Origin of the sequence: Streptomyces sp. PsTaAH-137 (genome assembly GCF_003259365.1) — a bacterium.
Taxonomy (GTDB): domain Bacteria; phylum Actinomycetota; class Actinomycetes; order Streptomycetales; family Streptomycetaceae; genus Streptomyces.
The window spans coordinates 84478-102344 of the sequence record NZ_QLLY01000009.1 but is presented as its reverse complement, the minus strand read 5'-3'; the positions used below and the strand labels follow the sequence as shown (position 1 = coordinate 102344).

The 17867-nt window shown below is 71.9% G+C and carries 14 protein-coding genes; 5 read left to right on the top strand and 9 right to left on the bottom strand.

Translation table 11 applies throughout. The annotated features are described in order from the left end of the window. The first annotated feature begins 79 nt into the window (after window positions 1-79). Window positions 80-1372, top strand: coding sequence for an ROK family transcriptional regulator (locus tag K377_RS20895; protein ID WP_111664964.1), 1293 nt, complete (start codon window positions 80-82; stop codon window positions 1370-1372). A gap of 19 nt (window positions 1373-1391) precedes the next feature. On the opposite strand, the gene K377_RS20890 is transcribed toward K377_RS20895, so the two are convergent. From K377_RS20890 to K377_RS20875, 4 genes are all read right to left on the bottom strand, one after another. Then, window positions 1392-2432, bottom strand: a complete 1041-nt coding sequence (locus K377_RS20890) for a LacI family DNA-binding transcriptional regulator (RefSeq protein WP_111664963.1) — start codon at window positions 2430-2432, stop codon at window positions 1392-1394. A gap of 93 nt (window positions 2433-2525) precedes the next feature. Further along, window positions 2526-4958, bottom strand: a complete 2433-nt coding sequence (locus K377_RS20885) for a glycoside hydrolase family 3 C-terminal domain-containing protein (RefSeq protein WP_111664962.1) — start codon at window positions 4956-4958, stop codon at window positions 2526-2528. A 67-nt stretch (window positions 4959-5025) separates the two neighbouring features. Next, window positions 5026-6777 (bottom strand): discoidin domain-containing protein, encoded by a 1752-nt coding sequence (locus K377_RS20880; protein WP_111664961.1) that lies wholly within the window; start codon window positions 6775-6777, stop codon window positions 5026-5028. Window positions 6778-6868: 91 nt separating this feature from the next. Further along, the gene (locus tag K377_RS20875; protein ID WP_111664960.1) at window positions 6869-7954 is read right to left on the bottom strand and encodes a DUF1996 domain-containing protein; all 1086 of its coding nucleotides are present in this window, start codon (window positions 7952-7954) and stop codon (window positions 6869-6871) included. Window positions 7955-8288: 334 nt separating this feature from the next. Here K377_RS20875 and K377_RS42335 point away from each other — a divergent pair, with 334 nt between their 5' ends. Next, the gene (locus K377_RS42335) at window positions 8289-8816 is read left to right on the top strand and encodes a GNAT family N-acetyltransferase (protein WP_258395090.1); all 528 of its coding nucleotides are present in this window, start codon (window positions 8289-8291) and stop codon (window positions 8814-8816) included. Next, a complete protein-coding gene (locus K377_RS20865; protein ID WP_111664958.1) occupies window positions 8813-9310 on the top strand; it encodes a pyridoxamine 5'-phosphate oxidase family protein in 498 nt (165 codons plus the stop codon). Before K377_RS42335 ends, K377_RS20865 begins: the two co-directional genes overlap by 4 nt. A gap of 23 nt (window positions 9311-9333) precedes the next feature. On the opposite strand, the gene K377_RS20860 is transcribed toward K377_RS20865, so the two are convergent. Together K377_RS20860 and K377_RS20855 are read right to left on the bottom strand one after the other, a co-directional pair. Next, a complete protein-coding gene (locus K377_RS20860) occupies window positions 9334-10944 on the bottom strand; it encodes an MDR family MFS transporter (protein WP_111664957.1) in 1611 nt (536 codons plus the stop codon). Window positions 10945-11107: 163 nt separating this feature from the next. After that, entirely contained in the window at window positions 11108-11782 is a 675-nt protein-coding gene (locus K377_RS20855) for a TetR/AcrR family transcriptional regulator (RefSeq protein WP_161194993.1), read from the bottom strand. A 135-nt stretch (window positions 11783-11917) separates the two neighbouring features. On the opposite strand from K377_RS20855, the gene K377_RS20850 reads away from it, so the two are divergent. Beyond that, the gene (locus K377_RS20850) at window positions 11918-12457 is read left to right on the top strand and encodes a DUF4232 domain-containing protein (protein WP_111664955.1); all 540 of its coding nucleotides are present in this window, start codon (window positions 11918-11920) and stop codon (window positions 12455-12457) included. Between the two features lie 191 nt (window positions 12458-12648). Here K377_RS20850 and K377_RS20840 read toward each other — a convergent pair whose 3' ends face one another. Continuing rightward, window positions 12649-14523: a discoidin domain-containing protein gene (locus K377_RS20840; RefSeq protein ID WP_111664954.1), complete on the bottom strand. Its 1875-nt coding sequence runs from the start codon at window positions 14521-14523 to the stop codon at window positions 12649-12651. A 340-nt stretch (window positions 14524-14863) separates the two neighbouring features. Between K377_RS20840 and K377_RS20835 the strand changes: the two genes are divergently transcribed. After that, window positions 14864-16642 carry a coagulation factor 5/8 type domain-containing protein gene (locus K377_RS20835; protein WP_111664953.1) on the top strand — a complete coding sequence of 593 codons (1779 nt, stop codon included), beginning with the start codon at window positions 14864-14866 and terminating at the stop codon, window positions 16640-16642. Here the strand turns inward: K377_RS20835 and K377_RS20830 are convergent. Next, window positions 16631-16882 (bottom strand): DUF5133 domain-containing protein, encoded by a 252-nt coding sequence (locus tag K377_RS20830; RefSeq protein ID WP_111664952.1) that lies wholly within the window; start codon window positions 16880-16882, stop codon window positions 16631-16633. The genes K377_RS20835 and K377_RS20830 overlap by 12 nt on opposite strands. A 91-nt stretch (window positions 16883-16973) precedes the next feature. Then, on the bottom strand, window positions 16974-17693 hold the full coding sequence (locus K377_RS20825; RefSeq protein ID WP_111664951.1) for a PP2C family protein-serine/threonine phosphatase: 720 nt from the start codon (window positions 17691-17693) through the stop codon (window positions 16974-16976). Window positions 17694-17867: the final 174 nt, after the last annotated feature.

Sequence of the window (17867 nt, the reverse complement as noted above, 5' to 3'; positions counted from 1 at the left end):
GAGTTAAACCGCACGAGAAGGTACCGTCAAGGGGGTCGGAGCTAACAACTTCGAGTCGGACAGAGCCTGAAGGAGACACATGGCCGGGCGGCGCGGTGGACGGACAGTGCACGACCTGCGAAGGGAGAACCGGACCGCCCTATTGCAACAGTTGTATTTCAACGGCCCGATGAGCCGGAACGAGCTGGGCCCCGCGATCGGGCTGAGTTCAGGTTCCATCAGCAATGTGGTGGCCGAGCTCGCCGCGGACGGCCTGGTCGAGGAGGCCGGCAGCGTCGAGTCCGAGGGCGGCAGGCCCCGCACCCTGCTGCGCATCGTGCCCGGCTGCGGGCGGCTGATCGGCGTGGACGTGGGCGAGACCCGGATCAGGGTCGAGCTGCTCGATCTGTCGCTCACCGAACTGGCACGCGCGGAGCGGCCGTTGGACCTGAAGGGGCATCCCGTCGAGGGGGTGGCCGAACTGGTCGCTTCGGCGGTGCACGAGGTGCTCGACGCGGGCCGGGGACATCCCGGCCCGCTGCTCGGCGTCGGCATCGGCGTGCCCGGCATCGTCGCGCACACCCCGGAGGGCGCCGTCGTGCACGGTCCGACGGTCGGCTGGGACGCGGTGCCGCTGGAGTCGGTCCTGCGCCGGGTCTGTCAACTCCCGCCCTCGGTGGACTACTTCATCGCCAACGGCGCCGGGACGCTCGGCCAGGCGGAGATGTGGTTCGGCGCGGGACGCGGCACGCAGAACGCGGTGGTGGTGCTCTTCGGCTCCGGCGTCGGCGCCTGCGTGGTGACGGGCGACACGGCGCAGGCCCGGGCCGTCGAATGGGGGCATCTGACGGTACGGGTCCGGGGGCGTCGCTGCCGGTGCGGCGCCCTGGGCTGCCTGGAGGCGTACGCGGGCGCCGAGGCGCTGCTTGACCGGTGGCGGGAGGCGGGCGGGCGGCCGCCGCTCGGCGCGGACGAGGAGACGGCGCTGGCCGCCATGATGGACGCCGCCCACCCGCGCGAGCCGGGCCGGGAGCCCGAGCCGACGGCGCTGGCCATCATCGAGGAGACGGCCGAGTACCTCGGCGCGGGCCTGTCCGACCTCGTCAACCTCTTCCAGCCGGACCGCGTCCTGGTCGGCGGCTGGGCCGGACTCCAGCTCGGCGAACGGTTCCTGGCCTCGGTGCGCCGCCACCTGCCGACGTACGCGCTCTCCTACCCCGTGTCCCGGGTCAGCGTGGAACTCGGCAGGCTCGGCCCCGACGCGGTGACCGTGGGCGCGGCGACGCTCCCGCTGGCGGCGTTCTTCGCCCGCGGCGGCCGGCCGCCCGAGGCGCCGCGGGCGGCCGAACCTCCGGCCTGGCAGGGGGCGTTGCGGGGCCGCGCGCTGCACTGATCCGGCGCGCGGCAGGCTGTCACGCCGACTCGCGCACCACCAGTTCCGGGTCGAAGATCCGCGACGTGGGCTCCGTGCGCTCGCCGAGGACGAACTCGTGGAGCAGTTCGGCCATGGCGGCGGCCATCGCCTCCACCGGCTGCCGGACGGTGGTCAGCGGCGGTCGGCAGGCGACGGCGGCGCTGGAGTCGTCGAACCCGACGACCGCCACGTCCTGCGGCACCCGTCTGCCCCGGTCGGCCAGCACCTGGCAGACGCCCTGCGCCATCAGGTCGTTGGCGGCGAACACGGCGTCGATGTCGGGGTGTTCGTCCAGCAGCCGCTCCATGGCCGCGACACCGCTGTCCAGGGTAAACCCGCCCTCCGCGATCGGTACGTACGGCACGCCGCCGCGCTCCATGCCGTCCCGGAACCCGGCGAGCCGCTCCTGTCCCGCGGGCAGGTCCAGCGGCCCGGAGACGGTGGCGGGGCGGCGGCAGCCGCGGGCGAGCAGGTGGCGCGCCGCCAGCAGGCCGCCGTCGCGGTGGGCGAGGTCGACGTAGCTGATCGGCGCGGCGACGGCGGGCCGGGCGAAGCACACCGCGGGCAGCCGCCCGGCGGCGAGCTGGGCGGGCAGCGGGTCCTCGGCGTGCGTGGAGACCACCAGGGCACCGTCGGCGCTGCCCTGCCGCAGATAGTCGACGACCTGGCGGCGCGCGTCGTCGGAGTCGGCGAACATGAGCACGGGGTGCATGGAGCGCGGCCGCAGGAAACCGACGACCCCGGTGACAACTCGCCCGAAGAACGGGTCGGCGAAGACCCGCGCGGTGAAGTCGCCCTGCGCTCCGTCGCGTTCGTCCCCGGCGCCGGACACCACGAGCGCGATGGTCTGCGCCCGGCGGGTGACCAGTGAGCGGGCGGCCTGGTTGGGGGTGTACCCGGTCCGCTGGACGGCTTGGCGGACCAGGTCCTGGATGCCCGGATCCACGTTCCGTACGCCGTTGATGACCCGGGAGACCGTGGCCCGGGAGACACCGGCCTCCCGTGCCACGTCCTCCAAGGTGGGCACGCTTTTGCTCATGGCCCCACCTTATCCACCGCGCCCACGTCTCGGGGAGCGCTCTCCCGGAGTCGGTGCGCAGGTGGCGGGCCTCGGAGGTGGCCTCTGCGGGAGTCACGGGAGGGGCGTCACCTCGACCTCCGTCGTCAGGGTCGGCTCCCCGGCGGAGCGGCCCGCGTGCACCCGGTAGACGCCGGGCTCGGTGCGCCAGTCGCCGGCTTCGGGCGACCAGTGCCGCAGGGCCCGCGCGGGCACGTGCACCACCGCTTCGACGCGGGCTCCGGGGGGCGCGGTCACGGCCGCGTACCCGGCGAACCAGCGTTCCGGGCGCTCGACCGCCGAGTGCGGCCGGGAGAGGTAGATCTGGACCACTTCGCGGCCCGTCCTCGCGCCGGTGTTGCGCACGGTGACGCGGACCGTGAAGCCGTCGGGGCCGGGGTGGGCGGGCGCTTCGATCCCGTCGTAGCCCCAGGTGGTGTAGCCGAGTCCGTGGCCGAACCAGTAGGCGGGTTCCCGGGCCGCGCGCAGCCAGCCGCGGTGGCCGATGTACGGGCCCTCGCGGTAGTCGAGGACGCCGTCGTCGGGGCGGGTCCGGGTGACGGGGGCGTCGGCGAGGCGGGCGGCCCAGGTGGTGGGGAGGCGGCCGCCCGGTTCGGCCCGCCCGAACAGGACGTCCGCGAGTCCCGCACCGGCCTCCTGCCCGGGGAACCAGGTGAGCAGCAGGGCACCGACCTCGTCCCGCCAGGGCAGTTCGACCGGGCCGCCGGAGTTCACCACGGCCACGGTGCGGGGCTGGGCGGCGGCGACCGCGGACACCAGGGCGTCCTGGTCGCCGGGCAGGGCGAGCGTGATGCGGTCGTGGCCCTCGGACTCGCTGCCCTCGGTGGTGCCGACCACGACGACGGCGACGTCCGCGGCGCGGGCCGCCGCGACCGCTTCGGCGAGTGCCGTCTCAGGGTTCGGGGGCGGCGGGGCGGCGGTCAGCAGGGTGGCGCGCCCGGTGTCGGGGGCGAGGCTGCGGCGGGCCACCACCTCGACCGCGCGGCCCGCCCGGAGAGGGATCCGGCCGTGCCGGCAGGGCGGTGCGACATGCACGACGGCCGGGTCGTCGGTGGTCCTGGGGTACTCCCCCGCCACCAATTGCTGCCCGTCGACGACGAGTTCGAGGTGGCCGAAGCCGCCGACGCCGAAGGTCCATTCCCCGCCGACGGTGGGCCGCAGCAGCGCGCTCAGTTCCACGGTGTGCGCGCCGGGCACCAAGGCGGGCTCCAACAGCCGCCCGGAGAGCCGGTGTTCGGCGTACAGCTCGTGTCCCGCGCGGTCGAGGACGCGCAGCAGCAGCCCCGGCTCGCCGGTGCGCGGGTCGGCGCACCGCTCCGCGTCGAGCGGCCAGGGCTGCTCGACGAGGGCGGGGCCCGGGCTGTAGGTGACCTCGGCGGTGCCGCGCAGCGCGGCACGGATGCCGTCGAGCGGTGTGACGGAGTGCCGGGGGAAGACCCCCGCGCTCCCGCCGCCCTGGAGGCGGGGCCGCGCGGCGTGGGCGCCGATCACCGCGACGGTGCGCACGGTGTCGGAGGACCACGGCAGTACGTCGTGGTTCGTGAGCAGCACGGTGCTCGCGGCGACGGCCCGGCGCAGCAGGGCGCGGGTCTGCCGCGGGCCGTGCGGTGAGGGGCGTGGCGGTGCCGGGTCGCCGAGGGCGCCGACCCGTTCGGCGAGCCGCAGCAGGCGGCGGACCTTGTCGTCGATCACCTCCTCAGGCACGTCCCCGGCCCGCACGGCGTGCAGGAGGGCGTCGCCCCACGGGCTGTCCGGGCCGGGCATGGCGAGGTCCTGGGCGGCGAGCGCCGAGGGAATCGTGGACCGGACCGCCCCCCAGTCGGACACCACGGCGCCGTCGAAGCCCCAGCGTCCCTTGAGCGGTTCCGCGAGCAGCGGGCTCTGCGACATCGTCGCGCCGCCGACGCCGTTGTAGCCGGACATGACCGTCCAGGCACCGGCTTCGACGGCCGCTTCGAAGGGCGCCAGATAGACCTCGTGCAGGGCGCGTTCGGGGACGCGGACGTCGACGGTGAGCCGGTCGGTCTCGGAGTCGTTGGCGACGTAGTGCTTGGCGGTCGCGGCGATGCCGCCGGACTGGATGCCGCGGATCAGGGCGGCTCCGGTGCGGCCGGTGAGTTCCGGGTCCTCGGAGAAGCACTCGAAGTGCCGGCCGGCCAGGGGTGAGCGGTGCAGGTTGAGGGTCGGGCCGAGGACGACGTGCACGCCCTTGGTCCGGGCCTCCTGGGCGAGGAGCGCGCCGAGCCGTTCGACCAGGCCCTCGTCCCACGTCGCGGCGAGCGCCGTGGCCGAGGGGAGCAGCGCGGAGGTGCGGCGCTCGTCCCAGGACTCGCCGCGCACCCCGGTGGGTCCGTCGGACATCACCATCTCGCGCAGGGCGACCGCGGGTTGCGCGGCGGTGCGCCAGGTGGTGGCGCCGGTCAGCAGCTCCACCTTCTGCGTGAGGGTCAACTTGTCGACGAGTCGGTTGAGTTCGTCGTCCTCCATGCGGGTCCCTCCCCGTCGAACGTGCCGGGCCCCCGCCGCGCACCACGGCCGGCGGGGGCCCGTCGGATCAGTTGTAGACGCCGAACTCGTAGAGCGAGTAGCCGTATCCGGTGCCTCGGGCGGTGCCGTTGACGCGGACGTAGCGGCCGCTGCCGGAGGCGTCGAAGTCGTCGACACCGCCGTTGCCGTCGGTCACCTCGTGGACGGTCCGCCAGTTCTGGCCGTCGTCGGACGTCTGGATCGTGTACGCCTTCGCGTACGAGGTCTCCCAGTTGAGCTGGATGTGCCGGAAGGACTGCCGGGAGCCGAGGTCGACCTGGAGCCACTGGGGGTCGCTCCAGTCGCTGGCCCAGCGGGTGTCGTTCTTGCCGTCGACGGCGGCGGACGCCAGGCACGGGCAGTCGCCGTAGTCGGTCGTCTGCTGCGAGGAGGCGGTCGCCGCCTTGCCCTGCGCGATGTTCGTGCCGCTCACGGGCGGCGGCACCACGCGCACGGACCGGGTCTCGACGCCGACGTTGCCGTGGCCGTCGGTGGCTTTGACGTATATCTTCCACACGCCCGGCTTGTCGGGCGCGGTGACCTTCAGCCGGCCGGATCCCAGGTCGGTGGCCTTGAGCGGGGTCAGTTCCTTGCTCTGGTCGATGTACATGCTGTTGGCGAGGACCTCGTACGAGATCTGGTCGCCGTTCGGGTCGGTCACCTTGGTCGCAAGGGTGAGGTCGCGGCCCGCGGCCACCTTGGTGGCGTCCCCTTCGACGGTCATCGAGGAGAAGACGGGCGGCGTGTTGTCGCCGGACGTGCTCGCGCCGTAGGCCTTCTTCACGGCGTAGTACGAGAGCCGCTTCTGTCCGGCGGGCAGCAGGTTGAACCAGATGCCGCCGAAGTCATACTCGGTGCCGTAGTGGAACATCGTGGCGCCGAGCGCCACGCCCTGGTGTCCGGTGATGCAGCCCCAGGCCTTGGTGTAGCCCTCGGCCTTGGCCTGGTCGGTGGGCTCGGCGGGCACGCCGTTGGTGTCGTCGGGCACCTCCCACTCCCCCGCCGGTCCGGTCTCGGTCACGATGTAGGGCTTGGTGTAACCGCCTTGCTCCCAGGCCGACTTGACGTCGCAGACGGCGTTGTAGGAGTTGACGGCGTACAGGTCGAGGTCGGGCGCGTTCTTCTTGTAGTAGGGCCAGGCGCCGACCCAGGCGTCGGTGGAGGTGACGGGGTGGTTCGGGTCGACGGCGTGGATCTTCTTCGCCACGTCGTTGACGAACGTCGTGTACGCGTCGCGCTGCTTTTCCAGCTCGTCGCCGCTGTAGCAGTTCTGGAGCCCGAGCACCGACTCGTTGCCCACGTTCCACATGAGGACGCCGGGGTTGTCCTTGTAGGTCTCGACCCACTTGGGGAACTCGGCGAGCATGTTGTTCTTGTACGTGGTGTCGGTCAGGTAGTTGACGCAGCCGCCGCTGCCGGGACCGCCGCCGGGCTGGAGCCAGAACCCGGCGATCACCTTGATGCCGTTCGCTGCCGCGGTGTCGAACAGCGGCTTGCTGGAGGCGTCGGTGCCCCAGGTGCGGATCGTGTTGACGCCCATCGACTTGAGGTCGGGCATGTACTTCCCGGCGTCCGCGACGGCGGGGCCCCAGGTGAGGCCCTTCACCTGGTACGGGGATCCGTCGACGGTCAGTTGCCAGTGGCCCTGTGAGCCGGTCACCTTGACGACGCTGCCGGCGGCGTGGGCCTGCTGGCCGGGCAGCATCAGGGCGCAGGCGGCGAGGACACCGGCGGTGACGGGGGCGGCGAGACGCCGGCCGGTGGAGTGCGGTCGGGGCATGGGTTTCTCCGGAGGGGGTTCGGGGTGGGGGTGCGTGGGGGCGGGCGGGGCGGAGGTGACCGGCTCCGGAAGGCACCGGCCACCTCTCGGATCACGGCAGTTGGTAGTGCGTGTCGAGCACGGCGCCCTTCTCCGGGTGGCTCTGGTCGTAGCCGCGCGGGTCGCACTGCAGACCGCCGACGACGCAGTGGTCGACCATCGCCTTCAGCGTCCGGTCGTCCCAGGCGTTGAAGAAGTCGTAGTGGAAGGAGTAGCTGGGCCCGCTGGCCAGCCTGAGCTGCGACAGGTCCCCGTTGACCGGGAAGGCCATCTTGAACTCGATCATGGGCAGCGCGACCGGGTGGTCGGCCGGGCAGACGTTGTTGTTGGTGCCGGGCTTCACCACCGGGTAGGACATGTGGCTCTTGTGGTCCGGCGTGTCCAGGTACTTCCCGTCCCAGCAACTCGGCGCCTGGAAGCGGATGTTGACCTGGGTGTCGGGGGTGGTGGGGCACTCCTTGGGGAAGTCCACGTTGAAGTAGCTGTTCCCGCACTCCCAACCCTCGACGAACCCCGGGTGGTTGCGGAACTCCTGCGCCGTCTGCATCGGGCTGCCGACCACGAACCGCAGCCCCTTGGGGAACGGCCGCACGCTCGTGTAGTCGGTGACACCGGCCTTGTAGTAGATGGTCTGCTCGCCGACCGGGAGCACCGGCTTGTCCCCGTTGAGCATGGTGGGCATCCAGTACCCGGACTTGTCGCCCGGGGCGAGGCACGAGGTCGAACCGCTGTCGAGCGAGGCGGTGGTGCTGTTCGCGTCGGTCGTCGTGTTGCCCATGAAGGTGTGGTCGTGGGACTTGCCCGGCTGGCCGGGGTAGATGATCGGGTCGTCGGGCTTGGTGTGGGTGACCGTGCAGTGGGCCTGGAACTCGTGGAAGTAGGCGTGCGGCGGCTCCTTGTCGGACGGCTGGACGCCGGTGACCGGCGGGTTCGCCGGGATGTAGCCGTCGCCGTCCGCGTCGTCGCCGGACGCCTTGGTCGACGCGGCCATCACGTGGCCCGTGTGCGCGGCGGGGGCGGCGGCCGCGACGGCGTCCGTGTCCGCGCTGACGGCCGCCACTGCGCCCACCCCGAGGGAGGTGAGGACCAGCGCGCCGGATATCAGGGCCACCGAGAGGGCTCGTGCTCTTCGGGCCATGGATGCCTCCTGCGATGCAGGGTTGTTGGGGGGATGGGGGGTTCGGAGAAGCGTTGGAGAGCGCTCTCCCACCTCTCGCAGTGTTCCGGCCGTGACGCGAGCCCGTCAAGACTCGGTGAACATCTCGTTAAACGGTGAGCCAACACGCCTCCGGAAAAACGGAGTTGCCTGCGCAGGTCAGAGGTGCCCGCTCGTCGTTGAATCGGGTCGAAGGTTTTACGCAGGATCCACGGCATCCACGGGAGAGCGCTCTCCCGCCGCGTCCCGCTCAGGGCCCCGATCGGTGCGGCAGCGCCCTCGGGCGTGGTCTGATGACACGGTGCATGACGACGGCGTGAACGGCGCAACCTTGGTACGAGAGCGTGGTGAGGACGACCTCGCCGCATGTGTCGCGGTGCTGCACGCGGTGCACCTCGCGGACGGCTATCCCACTGTCTGGCCGGACGATCCCGCGTCCTGGCTCGGTCACGGCGCCGGCGGCCGGGCCTGGGTCGCGGAGCGGTCGGGGCGGATCGTCGGCCACGTCGCGCTGGTCCGGCCCACCGCGGACGATGTCGCGCCCTCGCTGCTCCGGCACGGACCGGCGGCCGTCGTCAGCCGGCTCTTCGTCGACCCCGCCGCGCGCGGCCTGCGGGTCGGAGCCCGACTGCTCGCGCGGGCCGCGGACGAGGCGCATGTCCGGGGAGCCCGCACCGTCCTCGACGTCGTCACCACCGACACGGCCGCGATCGCCCTGTACGAGCGGCTCGGCTGGACGTTCCTGGGCACGGGCCGACAGCGCTGGTCGCCGACCGTGTCCGTCACCGTACGCTGCTACGCGGCGCCCGCCGTGAGCCCATCACTGTCGAGGGAGACCCCATGACCGAGGCCGCGCCCGCCCGTTCGGCGAAGCAACGCAAGCTGGACACCCTGGCCCGGCTGGAGCGGGACGTCGACGTGTGGGTCGCGACGGCCGACCCGGGGTCGGGGACGCCGTACATGATGCCGCTGTCGTTCCTGTGGCACGACGGCGCGCTGATCCTCTCGACCCGGGCGTCCAACCCGGTGGCCCGCAACCTCCTGGCGACCGGGAAGGTACACCTGGGGCTCGGGGAGACCCGGGACGTCGTGCACATCGAGGGCGAGGCCGAGGCCCTCACCGCCGACGAGCTGACGCCCGCGCTGGGCGACGCGTTCGCCGCGAAGACGGGCTTCGATCCGCGCACCCTGTCGGCGCCGTACCCGTACTTCCGTGTCCGGCCCCTGCACGTCCGGGCGTGGCGCGAGGTGAACGAGCTCGACGGACGGGACCTGATGCGCGACGGGGTCTGGCTATCGCTGACTGACGCGCGTGTGCCCCTCACCGCCGGGCGGTGAGGGGCACATCGGGCGGGCGCGGGTCAGCCGACCGGCTGCGGTTCCTTGTCCGCCGGCGCCTCGGGACCGGCGTTCTCGGCGTGCCAGTCGGCGGTGTCGGCCAGCGGCTTCTCCTTCAGGACGAAGGCGAGCACCAGACCGACGCCGAAGACGGGCAGCAGGTACAGGAAGATCGGGACGAGCGATTCCTGGTAGGCGTTGACGACGGTGTCGCGCAGCTCCGTCGGGAGCGACCGGACCAGGGCAGGCGTGAGCGAGTCGCTGTCGCCGATCTTGGACGCGGCCTCGGCCGGGATGCTCGCGGCGAGCTTGTCGGTGAGGCGGCTGGCGAACACCGCGCCGACGACGGCGACGCCGAGGGTCGCGCCGATCTCCCGGAAGAAGTTGTTCGCGGAGGTGGCGGTGCCGACCTCCGCGGCCGGGAAGTCGTTCTGCACGGCGAGGACCAGCGTCTGCATCATCAGGCCGACGCCGGCGCCCGCGAGACCGACGTAGACGCAGACGACCCAGACCGGGTCGGAGACGTCGAGCGTCGACATCAGGTAGGCCACGACCATGATGATGACGGTGCCGGCGATCGGATAGATCTTGTAGCGGCCGGTCTTGGACATGATCGCGCCGGACGGCAGGGCGGTCGCCATGATGCCGACGACCATCGGGATGAGCAGCAGACCGGACTCGGTCGCCGTCTTGCCGTAGACCATCTGGAGATACGTGGGCATGTAGCCGACGATCGCGAACATGCCGAGGCCGATCACGATCATGCCGAGCAGGGTGGCGACGTTGAAGATCGGCGAGCGGAACAGGTGCAGCGGGATGACCGGCTCCTGCGCGCGCCGCTCCGCGACGAAGAACAGCACCCAGGCGACGACCGCGCCGATGCCGAGCCCGATGACCAGCGGGTCGCTCCACTCGTACTGCGTGCCGCCCCAGCTCGCGAACAGGACGGTGCAGGTGACGGCGGCGGCCATCAGCGCGGTGCCGAGGTAGTCCAACGTGACGTCGACGGCCTTGCGCGGCAGCTTGATCGCGACGGCGGCGACGAAGAGGGCGAGCACGCCGAGCGGGAGGTTGACCCAGAACGCCCACCGCCAGGAGTGCGCGTCGGTGAACCAGCCGCCGAGCAGCGGTCCGACGACGGACGACAGGCCGAAGACGGCGCCCATGGGCGCCATGTACTTGGCGCGCTCACGCGGCGGCACCAGGTCGGCGATGATCGCCTGCGAGGTGATCATGAGGCCACCGCCGCCGAGTCCCTGGAGGGCGCGGCCCGCGATCAGCGTGCCCATGTTCTGGGCGAGTCCGCAGACCACCGAGCCCACCAGGAACAGGGCTATGCCGGCCAGGAAGATGTTCTTGCGGCCCATGAGGTCGCCGAGCTTGCCGTAGACCGGCATGCCGATGGTGGCGGCGAGGATGTAGGCGGTGGTGATCCACGCCATGTGCTCGATGCCGTTGAGTTCGCCGACGATGGTCGGCAGCGCCGTCGAGACGATGGTCTGGTCGAGCGCGCCGAGCAGCATGGTCAGCATCAGCGCGGCGAAGATCAGCCCGAAGTTGGCGGGCTTCACCGTGTTCTCGGCCGCCGGGTCGGGGCCGGTGTCCGTGCCCTCGGTTGCGGGGGCGTGCGTCATTGCGTGCTTCTCCGATGAGGTGGATGCGAGTGGATCAGGTCTGACTGCGCGCGCGGCGGCGGGGAGAGCGGTCGCCGCGTGCGGTCCCCGCGCGGGCGCAGGGGTTCGGGGAGAGGTGCGTGGGTGACCGCGAAGGGGGAGTCCGGTCACACGGAGAGGGCGGTTACTTCACCGCGTCCGGCCCTGGCCGCACGGTGCCTGCCGCGAGCAGGGCCCGCAGGGTGGCGAAGGAGCCGCGGATGGAGGCGGCGGGGCCGTCGGCCCCGGCTCCGTCGGTGGGGCCGCTCTCCTGCGACCACCGCTTGAGACCGCTGCGTACGGTCGCCATGGCGATCCCGGCGAGCAGTTCGGCGGCCTCGCCGTCGGCGGGGGTGCCGGTGCGGCGCGCGACGGTGCCGGCGAGATCCCGCTCCACCGCCTCGCACTGGGCGAGGAACGTGGCCAGGACCGAGGGCACGCCCTCGGCGATGCGCAGGGTGTCCTCCAGCTCCCGGGGGCTCGGGGCAGCCTCCTGGAGATGGTCGGCGAGGACGTCCCCGAGGTCGCGCAGCACGGCGTCGGTGTCCTGCCCGTCCCCCTCGGCGAAGCGGTCGGCGAGGGCGGGCGGGAGGGCGCCGGGCAGCGCGAAGAGCGCGGCTTCCTTGCTCGGGAAGTAGTTGAAGAAGGTACGGGGTGACACCCCGGCCTCCTTGCTGATCATCTCCACGGTGACGCGCGCGAAGCCGTGCTCGCGGGCGAGACGCAGCGTCGTCGCGTGCAGTTCGGCGCGCGTCTCGCGGCGCCTGCGCGCGCGGAGGCCCTCGGCGGGGGCGCTCTGCTGCGGGTGGGAGGTGGTCACGAGCCGGATTCTTGCACACCGTGCAAACTTGCGGTCACTGCACCCCCACACCTTCCCTGGTGTTCCAGATCACCCATTCGGTATAACGTGCAATGTACCCATTTCGTCGAATGCACCAGTTTGCGGGGATCCACGATGCGCGCTCGTCACATCGCAGCCGCCGCCGCGGCGGCCCTCACTCTTGCCGCCCTCACCGCACCGGCCGCCGTCTCGGCCACCGCGCCCGCCGCGTGCGGCGAGAACGATCTGACCCTGCGGGCCGAGCCGTCCGACGACAGCGACGGCGTGATCAGGCTCAGCGTCCGCAACGACTCGGGCCGGGCCTGCACGGTCGACGTCGCGCCGACGGTGACGTACGGCGACCTGGACGGTGCGGCCCAGCCGCGCCCGGCGACCAAGAGCGGCACGTACGAGCTGGCCGCGCACGCCACCGCGTACGCGGCCGTCCGCTCGCTCGCCGCCACCGACACGGACTCGGGCGGGCAGCCGCCGACCGTGCCGTCGCTCCGGGTGGCCGCGTCGCCGGACCAGAGCGGCCGGGGCTTCCAGGCGATGACGCTCGGCTCCCCGACCGGGATCCAGGTCTGGGAGCCGGTGACGACACCGTGGATGGCGTCACCGGCCCAGGCCGAACAGGTCATCGAGGAGCAGACCGCGGGCTGGTTCCAGGCTTAGGGCCTGTCTTCAAACTCCCCTCGTCGCCCGGAGGGCGGCCCCGCGGCGTCTGGTGCGTGCTCTCGGCGTGCCGGGCGTAAGGCCTCGTACTGGACGTACTCGGCTTTGCGCCCGGTGCGGCGAGAGTGCGTGCCAGGCGTCGCGGGGCAGAGGGGAGTTTGAAGACAGGCCCTAGGGACTCACGGCGAGCGTCACCCCTTCTGCTCGACCCGCACCCAGTCGACCTGTGCCTGGACACCGCCGCGCGCGATCGCGTCGACGCTGGACTGCGGCAGGCCCCAGTACGGCTGGGTGACCTTGTTCCAGCCGGCCGGGTAGGCGCCGCCGAGGGCGAGGTTGAGGATCAGGTACTGGTTCTTGTCGAAGACCCACTGCCCGCGGGTGGACTCCAGCTTGTTCCGGGTCGTGCGCTGGACGACCCGGTCGTCGACGGTGAAGCGCATCTCGGTCGGCGTCCACTCCACGCCGTAGGTGTGCCACTGGTCGGCGGTGGAGCCGCCCGGGTAGTGCTGTTGCGCGCCGATGTTGCCGTCGGCGGAGTAGCCGGGCCCGTGGAGCGCCGAGCTGGTCCAGTCGCCGTAGCCGATGTTCTCCATGATGTCGGTCTCGCCGGACGCGGGCCAGGAGACCGACGGGTTGTCGACATTGCTGCCAAGCAGCCAGAAGGCGGGCCAGAACCCGTCGCCGACCGGCAGTTTCATCCGGGCGCTCACCCTGCCGTAGGTGAAGTCGAGCTTGGTGTTGGTGTCGATCCGGCCCGAGGTGAAGTCGTAGGTGCCGCCGCCCGCTTTGGTGCAGCCCTTGCAGTACTTGGCGGCGAGGACCAGATTGCCGTTCTCGGTGCGGATGGTGTCGGTCGAGTCGACGTAGGCCTGCGACTCGCCGTTGACCGGGCCCATCTCCGTGCCGGTTCTGACCACGCGCCACTTGGAGCGGTCGAGGGCGGCGCCGGTGAAGTCGTCGAAGAACGTCGTGCGGTACGTGCCCGACTGCTCGCCGGGCAGGGCCGGATAGGCGGCGTCGGCACTGCCGCCGGTGCCCCAGACCTGGAACTCGTAGAGCGAGTAGCCGAATTGGGCGGTGGCGGGCGCCGGGTTGTAGAACGACCGGCGCTCCTTGCCGAGCATCCGGACGTAGCGGCCGGTGGCCGGCGAGGGCAGCTGGACGGTGTCGTGCCGGCCCGTCGCGTCGCCCGGGGACTTGACGTCGGCACGGCGGGCGGCGACGTCGGCGGCGCTCGGCCGGTAGACGGTGCGCCAGGTCCGGTTGTCGTCGGAGACCTGGAGTTCGTAGTCGACGGCGTACGCGGCCTCCCAGTAGAGGTCCACGCTGTTGATGGTGGAGGTCGCGCCCAGGTCGACGGAGACCCAGCGGTCCGCGTTCCAGTCGCTGGACCAGCGGGTCTGATCGGCCTTGAGGTCGGCGGGCCAGCCGCCGTCGGTCACGAACGCCGGTGAGTTCCCGGCGTGTTGGTAGTAGTTGCTGTAGGCGGGGTGGTGCAGGGCGAGGTTGGTGCGGGCGGTGGAGGCGGGGGCCGGGGTGCCGCCGTAGACCTTGAACGAGTACAGGGAGTAGCCGTAGGGCGTGGCGCGTTCGAGGCCGCGCAGCCGGACGTACCGGCCCCGCACCTCCTGCGGGTAGGTGTGGGCGGTGACGCTGCCGCCGGTGCCGGCGTCCTCGGTGTAGAAGGGCTGCCAGTCGGTGCCGTTCTTCGAGACCTCGACGACGTAGCGCTTGCCGTAGGCGGCCTCCCAGTCGAGCGTCACGCGGTCGATCCGTAAGGTCGCACCGAGGTCGACGCGCAGCCACGCCGTGTCCGAGAAGTCGCTGGACCAGCGGGAGTTGGGGTCGGCGTCGACGGCCTTGGCGGGCGTGGTGCCGCCGTTCTCGCTGCCGGACGCGGTGACGGAGGCGGGGTTCGCCGCGTAGGCGGCGGCCGCGAGATCGGTGGTCCAGTCGGCGGCCGCCGCCGCCGCGGCGGTGGGCGGTGCGGCGAGGGCTTGCGGCGCGAGCGTCAGGGCGGCGAGGGCCGCACCGGCGCAGCACAGCAGGAGGGGACGGCGCATGTCTCTCCTTCACGGGTTCACGGGTGTGGGGTGTGACGGAGCGTGCACAGGCCGGAAGGAGAGCGCTCCGGGGCGGAACGTATGGGGTGCTCTTCCGTGTGTCAACGTGGACGGCGGGGACACGTGGTGAAGCAAGGCGAAGTACAGCCGTTCTGACACTTCCTGAAGTTCACGTGCACCTCAACTGCCCCTTGTGGGCCATTTGTTGAGAGTGCACCTCGGGAATCCCACGGAATTCGGTGACACCTCTTGACGCCGGATTCACACACCTGAAACATGCGTCGCCAGGAGAGCGCTCCCACACCCCCACTCGTTCACTTCCTGAACCAGGAGAGCCGCTGTGCCCCACTTCCCCACACCCTTGTCCCGTCGTACGGTCCTCGGCGCGGCCGCCGCCACGGCGGCACTGCCCGCGCTCGGTACGGTCACGGCGTCCGCCGCCGAGGCCCGGCCGGCCACGGCGTCGACGAAGCTCCAGGCCGGTGGCGACCTCGGCCCCAACGTCATCGTGTTCGACCCGGCCACCCCCGGCATTCAGGCCAAGCTGGACGAGATCTTCAAGCAGCAGGAGTCGGCCCAGTTCGGCACGGGCCGCTACGCGCTGCTGTTCAAGCCGGGCACGTACAGCGGGCTCAACGCCCAACTCGGCTTCTACACCTCGATCTCCGGTCTCGGCCTCTCCCCCGACGACACCACGATCAACGGTGACGTGACGGTCGACGCCGGCTGGTTCGACGGCAACGCCACGCAGAACTTCTGGCGCAGCGCCGAGAACCTGGCCCTCGTCCCGGTCAGCGGGACCAACCGGTGGGCGGTGGCGCAGGCGGCCCCGTTCCGCCGGATGCACGTACGCGGCGACCTGAACCTGTCCCCGGACGGATACGGCTGGGCGAGCGGCGGCTACATCGCCGACAGCCGCATCGACGGGAGCGTCGGCCCGTACTCGCAGCAGCAGTGGTACACCCGTGACTCATCGGTGGGCGGCTGGCTCAACGCCGTCTGGAACATGGTCTTCTCGGGCGTCGAGGGCGCCCCCGCGCAGAGCTTCCCCAACCCTCCGTACACGACGCTGGACACGACACCGGTCTCCCGCGAGAAGCCGTTCCTGTACCTGGACGGCGCCGACTACAAGGTGTTCCTGCCCGAGAAGCGGACGAACGCGCGGGGCACCACCTGGGGCAGCGGCACGCCGCGCGGGACGTCGGTGCCGCTGACCGAGTTCTACGTCGCTCAGCCCGGGGACGGCGCGGCCACCCTGAACGCCGCGCTCGACCAGGGCCTCCATCTCCTGCTCACGCCGGGCGTCTACCACCTCGACGCGCCGATCGAGGTGAAGCGGGCGGGCACCGTCGTGCTCGGGCTCGGCTACGCGACGCTCATCCCGGACGGCGGGGCCACGGCCGTGCGGGTGGCCGACGTGGACGGGGTGCGGCTCGCCGGGTTCCTGGTGGACGCCGGGACGGCCAACTCCGACACCCTGCTGGAGATCGGCCCTTCGGACGCGTCCGCCGACCACTCGGCCGATCCGATCACCGTGCAGGACGTCTTCGTACGGATCGGCGGCGCGGGCGCCGGAAAGGCGACCACCAGCCTGGTGGTCAACGCGCGGCACACCATCGTCGACCACACCTGGGTGTGGCGCGCCGACCACGGCGAGGGCGTCGGCTGGGACACCAACCGGGCCGACTACGGCGTCGTGGTCAACGGCGACGACGTGCTGATGACCGGCCTGTTCGTCGAGCACTTCAACAAGTACGACGTGCAGTGGTCCGGTGAGCGCGGCCGGACCATCTTCTTCCAGAACGAGAAGGCGTACGACGCCCCGAACCAGGCCGCGGTCCAGGACGGCTCGGTCAAGGGCTTCGCCGCCTACAAGGTCGCCGACTCGGTGACGGACCACGAGGGCTGGGGGCTCGGTTCGTACTGCTTCTACAACACGGACCCGACCATCCGGCAGGACAACGGCTTCGCCGCTCCCGACAGGTCGGGCGTGAAGTTCCACGGCCTCTCCGTCGTGTCGCTCGGCGGCAAGGGCCAGTTCGAGCACGTCATCAACGACACGGGCGCGGCGACCTCGGGCAGCGACACCGTGCCCTCCACGGTCGTGTCATACCCCTGAGGTGCGCGGCCGGGGCGCCCCGATGAGCGAGTCGTCGTGGACCCGGGCACCGGGCAGCCGGTACCGGGCCGCGACGAGCGCGGCGTCGATGTCGCGGGTGCCGGTGGCGACGCACAAGGTGTAGGAGACGTCGTCGAGGCGGCGGCGCGCCTCGGGGCCGCCGCCCTTGGCGTCCAGCACGTTCAGCGAGTCGTACTCGCGGACGAGATCGGCCAGCAGAACGGGGTGGGCCAGCAGCATCGGCGGTGACTCCTCGGTTCGGGGTGATCCGGACAGTTCCGCGATTGCCCGCGCCGCCGCCTCCCAAACGGCCGACGGCGTGCGGGCATGATCACGCCCGCATGAGCGCGGGCGCCGCCTCCACGGCGAGCAGTGAGGCGTCGTCCTGGAGGTTGCCGCGCGCATGGTGCAGGAGATCGGCGGCGAGGGCCGCGGTGAACACCGCGAGCGGCCGGCCCGACAGTTCGGCGGCCCGCTCGGCGAGCGGATAGAAGACACCGTCGGCGTCGCGTGCCTCGGTGACCCCGTCCGTGTGCAGCAGCATCCGCTCCCAGGAGCGTGCGGGCACGGGCTGGGCGGCGCACCAGCCGTGGGCGAGGTCGAGCAGCCCCAGCGGGGGCGCCGGCGCGGGCACCGCGGCGGGCACGGCGCCGCCGTCGCGGATCAGCAGGGGCGGCGGGTGACCGCAGCAGACGAGGTCGGCCCCGCCGTCGGGCGCGATGGTGAGCAGGGCGGCGGTGACGAAGCGGTCGGGCTCGGCGGAGTGGACGACCACGGAGTGCAGCCGGACCGCCAGCGCCTCCAACGACCGTTCCCGCGGGGCCAGTCGGGTCCACGTCTCCAGTACCGCGGCGGCGGTGCGCGCGCCCTCGCGCCCCTTGCCCATCACATCGCCGATCAGCAGCCGGGTGCCGAACGGTGTGTCGAGGGCTCCGTGCAGATCCCCGGCCACGTCATCGCGTCCGGCACCCGCGGTCAGCCGCCGGGCACTGACGCTCAGGGAGCCGACCGTGTCCGGGCGGGACGTGCGCGACGGCGGGCGGACGGTCATGGGGAGGCCTTCCGATTGTGCGGCCGGATGCCAGGTGAGGAAGCGCGCGGCGGGTGGGACCCCCGGAAGTGTAGTCACCTCGACGCACTCTGTGACGGTTTCATCGAAGTCCTCGCGCGCGACGTGAACAGGGCGCACGCGCCGGGGGCCGCGCTCCCCCGGCGGGAGCGGCAC

What these genes read in the sequence shown, in the direction of transcription:
- K377_RS20895 (WP_111664964.1), top strand. Translation starts at nt 80, where the DNA reads ATGGCCGGGCGGCGCGGTGGACGGACAGTGCACGACCTGCGAAGGGAG.
- K377_RS20890 (WP_111664963.1), bottom strand. Translation starts at nt 2,432, where the DNA reads ATGAGCAAAAGCGTGCCCACCTTGGAGGACGTGGCACGGGAGGCCGGT.
- K377_RS20885 (WP_111664962.1), bottom strand. Translation starts at nt 4,958, where the DNA reads ATGGAGGACGACGAACTCAACCGACTCGTCGACAAGTTGACCCTCACG.
- K377_RS20880 (WP_111664961.1), bottom strand. Translation starts at nt 6,777, where the DNA reads ATGCCCCGACCGCACTCCACCGGCCGGCGTCTCGCCGCCCCCGTCACC.
- K377_RS20875 (WP_111664960.1), bottom strand. Translation starts at nt 7,954, where the DNA reads ATGGCCCGAAGAGCACGAGCCCTCTCGGTGGCCCTGATATCCGGCGCG.
- K377_RS20865 (WP_111664958.1), top strand. Translation starts at nt 8,813, where the DNA reads ATGACCGAGGCCGCGCCCGCCCGTTCGGCGAAGCAACGCAAGCTGGAC.
- K377_RS20860 (WP_111664957.1), bottom strand. Translation starts at nt 10,944, where the DNA reads ATGACGCACGCCCCCGCAACCGAGGGCACGGACACCGGCCCCGACCCG.
- K377_RS20850 (WP_111664955.1), top strand. Translation starts at nt 11,918, where the DNA reads ATGCGCGCTCGTCACATCGCAGCCGCCGCCGCGGCGGCCCTCACTCTT.
- K377_RS20840 (WP_111664954.1), bottom strand. Translation starts at nt 14,523, where the DNA reads ATGCGCCGTCCCCTCCTGCTGTGCTGCGCCGGTGCGGCCCTCGCCGCC.
- K377_RS20830 (WP_111664952.1), bottom strand. Translation starts at nt 16,882, where the DNA reads ATGCTGCTGGCCCACCCCGTTCTGCTGGCCGATCTCGTCCGCGAGTAC.
- K377_RS20825 (WP_111664951.1), bottom strand. Translation starts at nt 17,693, where the DNA reads ATGACCGTCCGCCCGCCGTCGCGCACGTCCCGCCCGGACACGGTCGGC.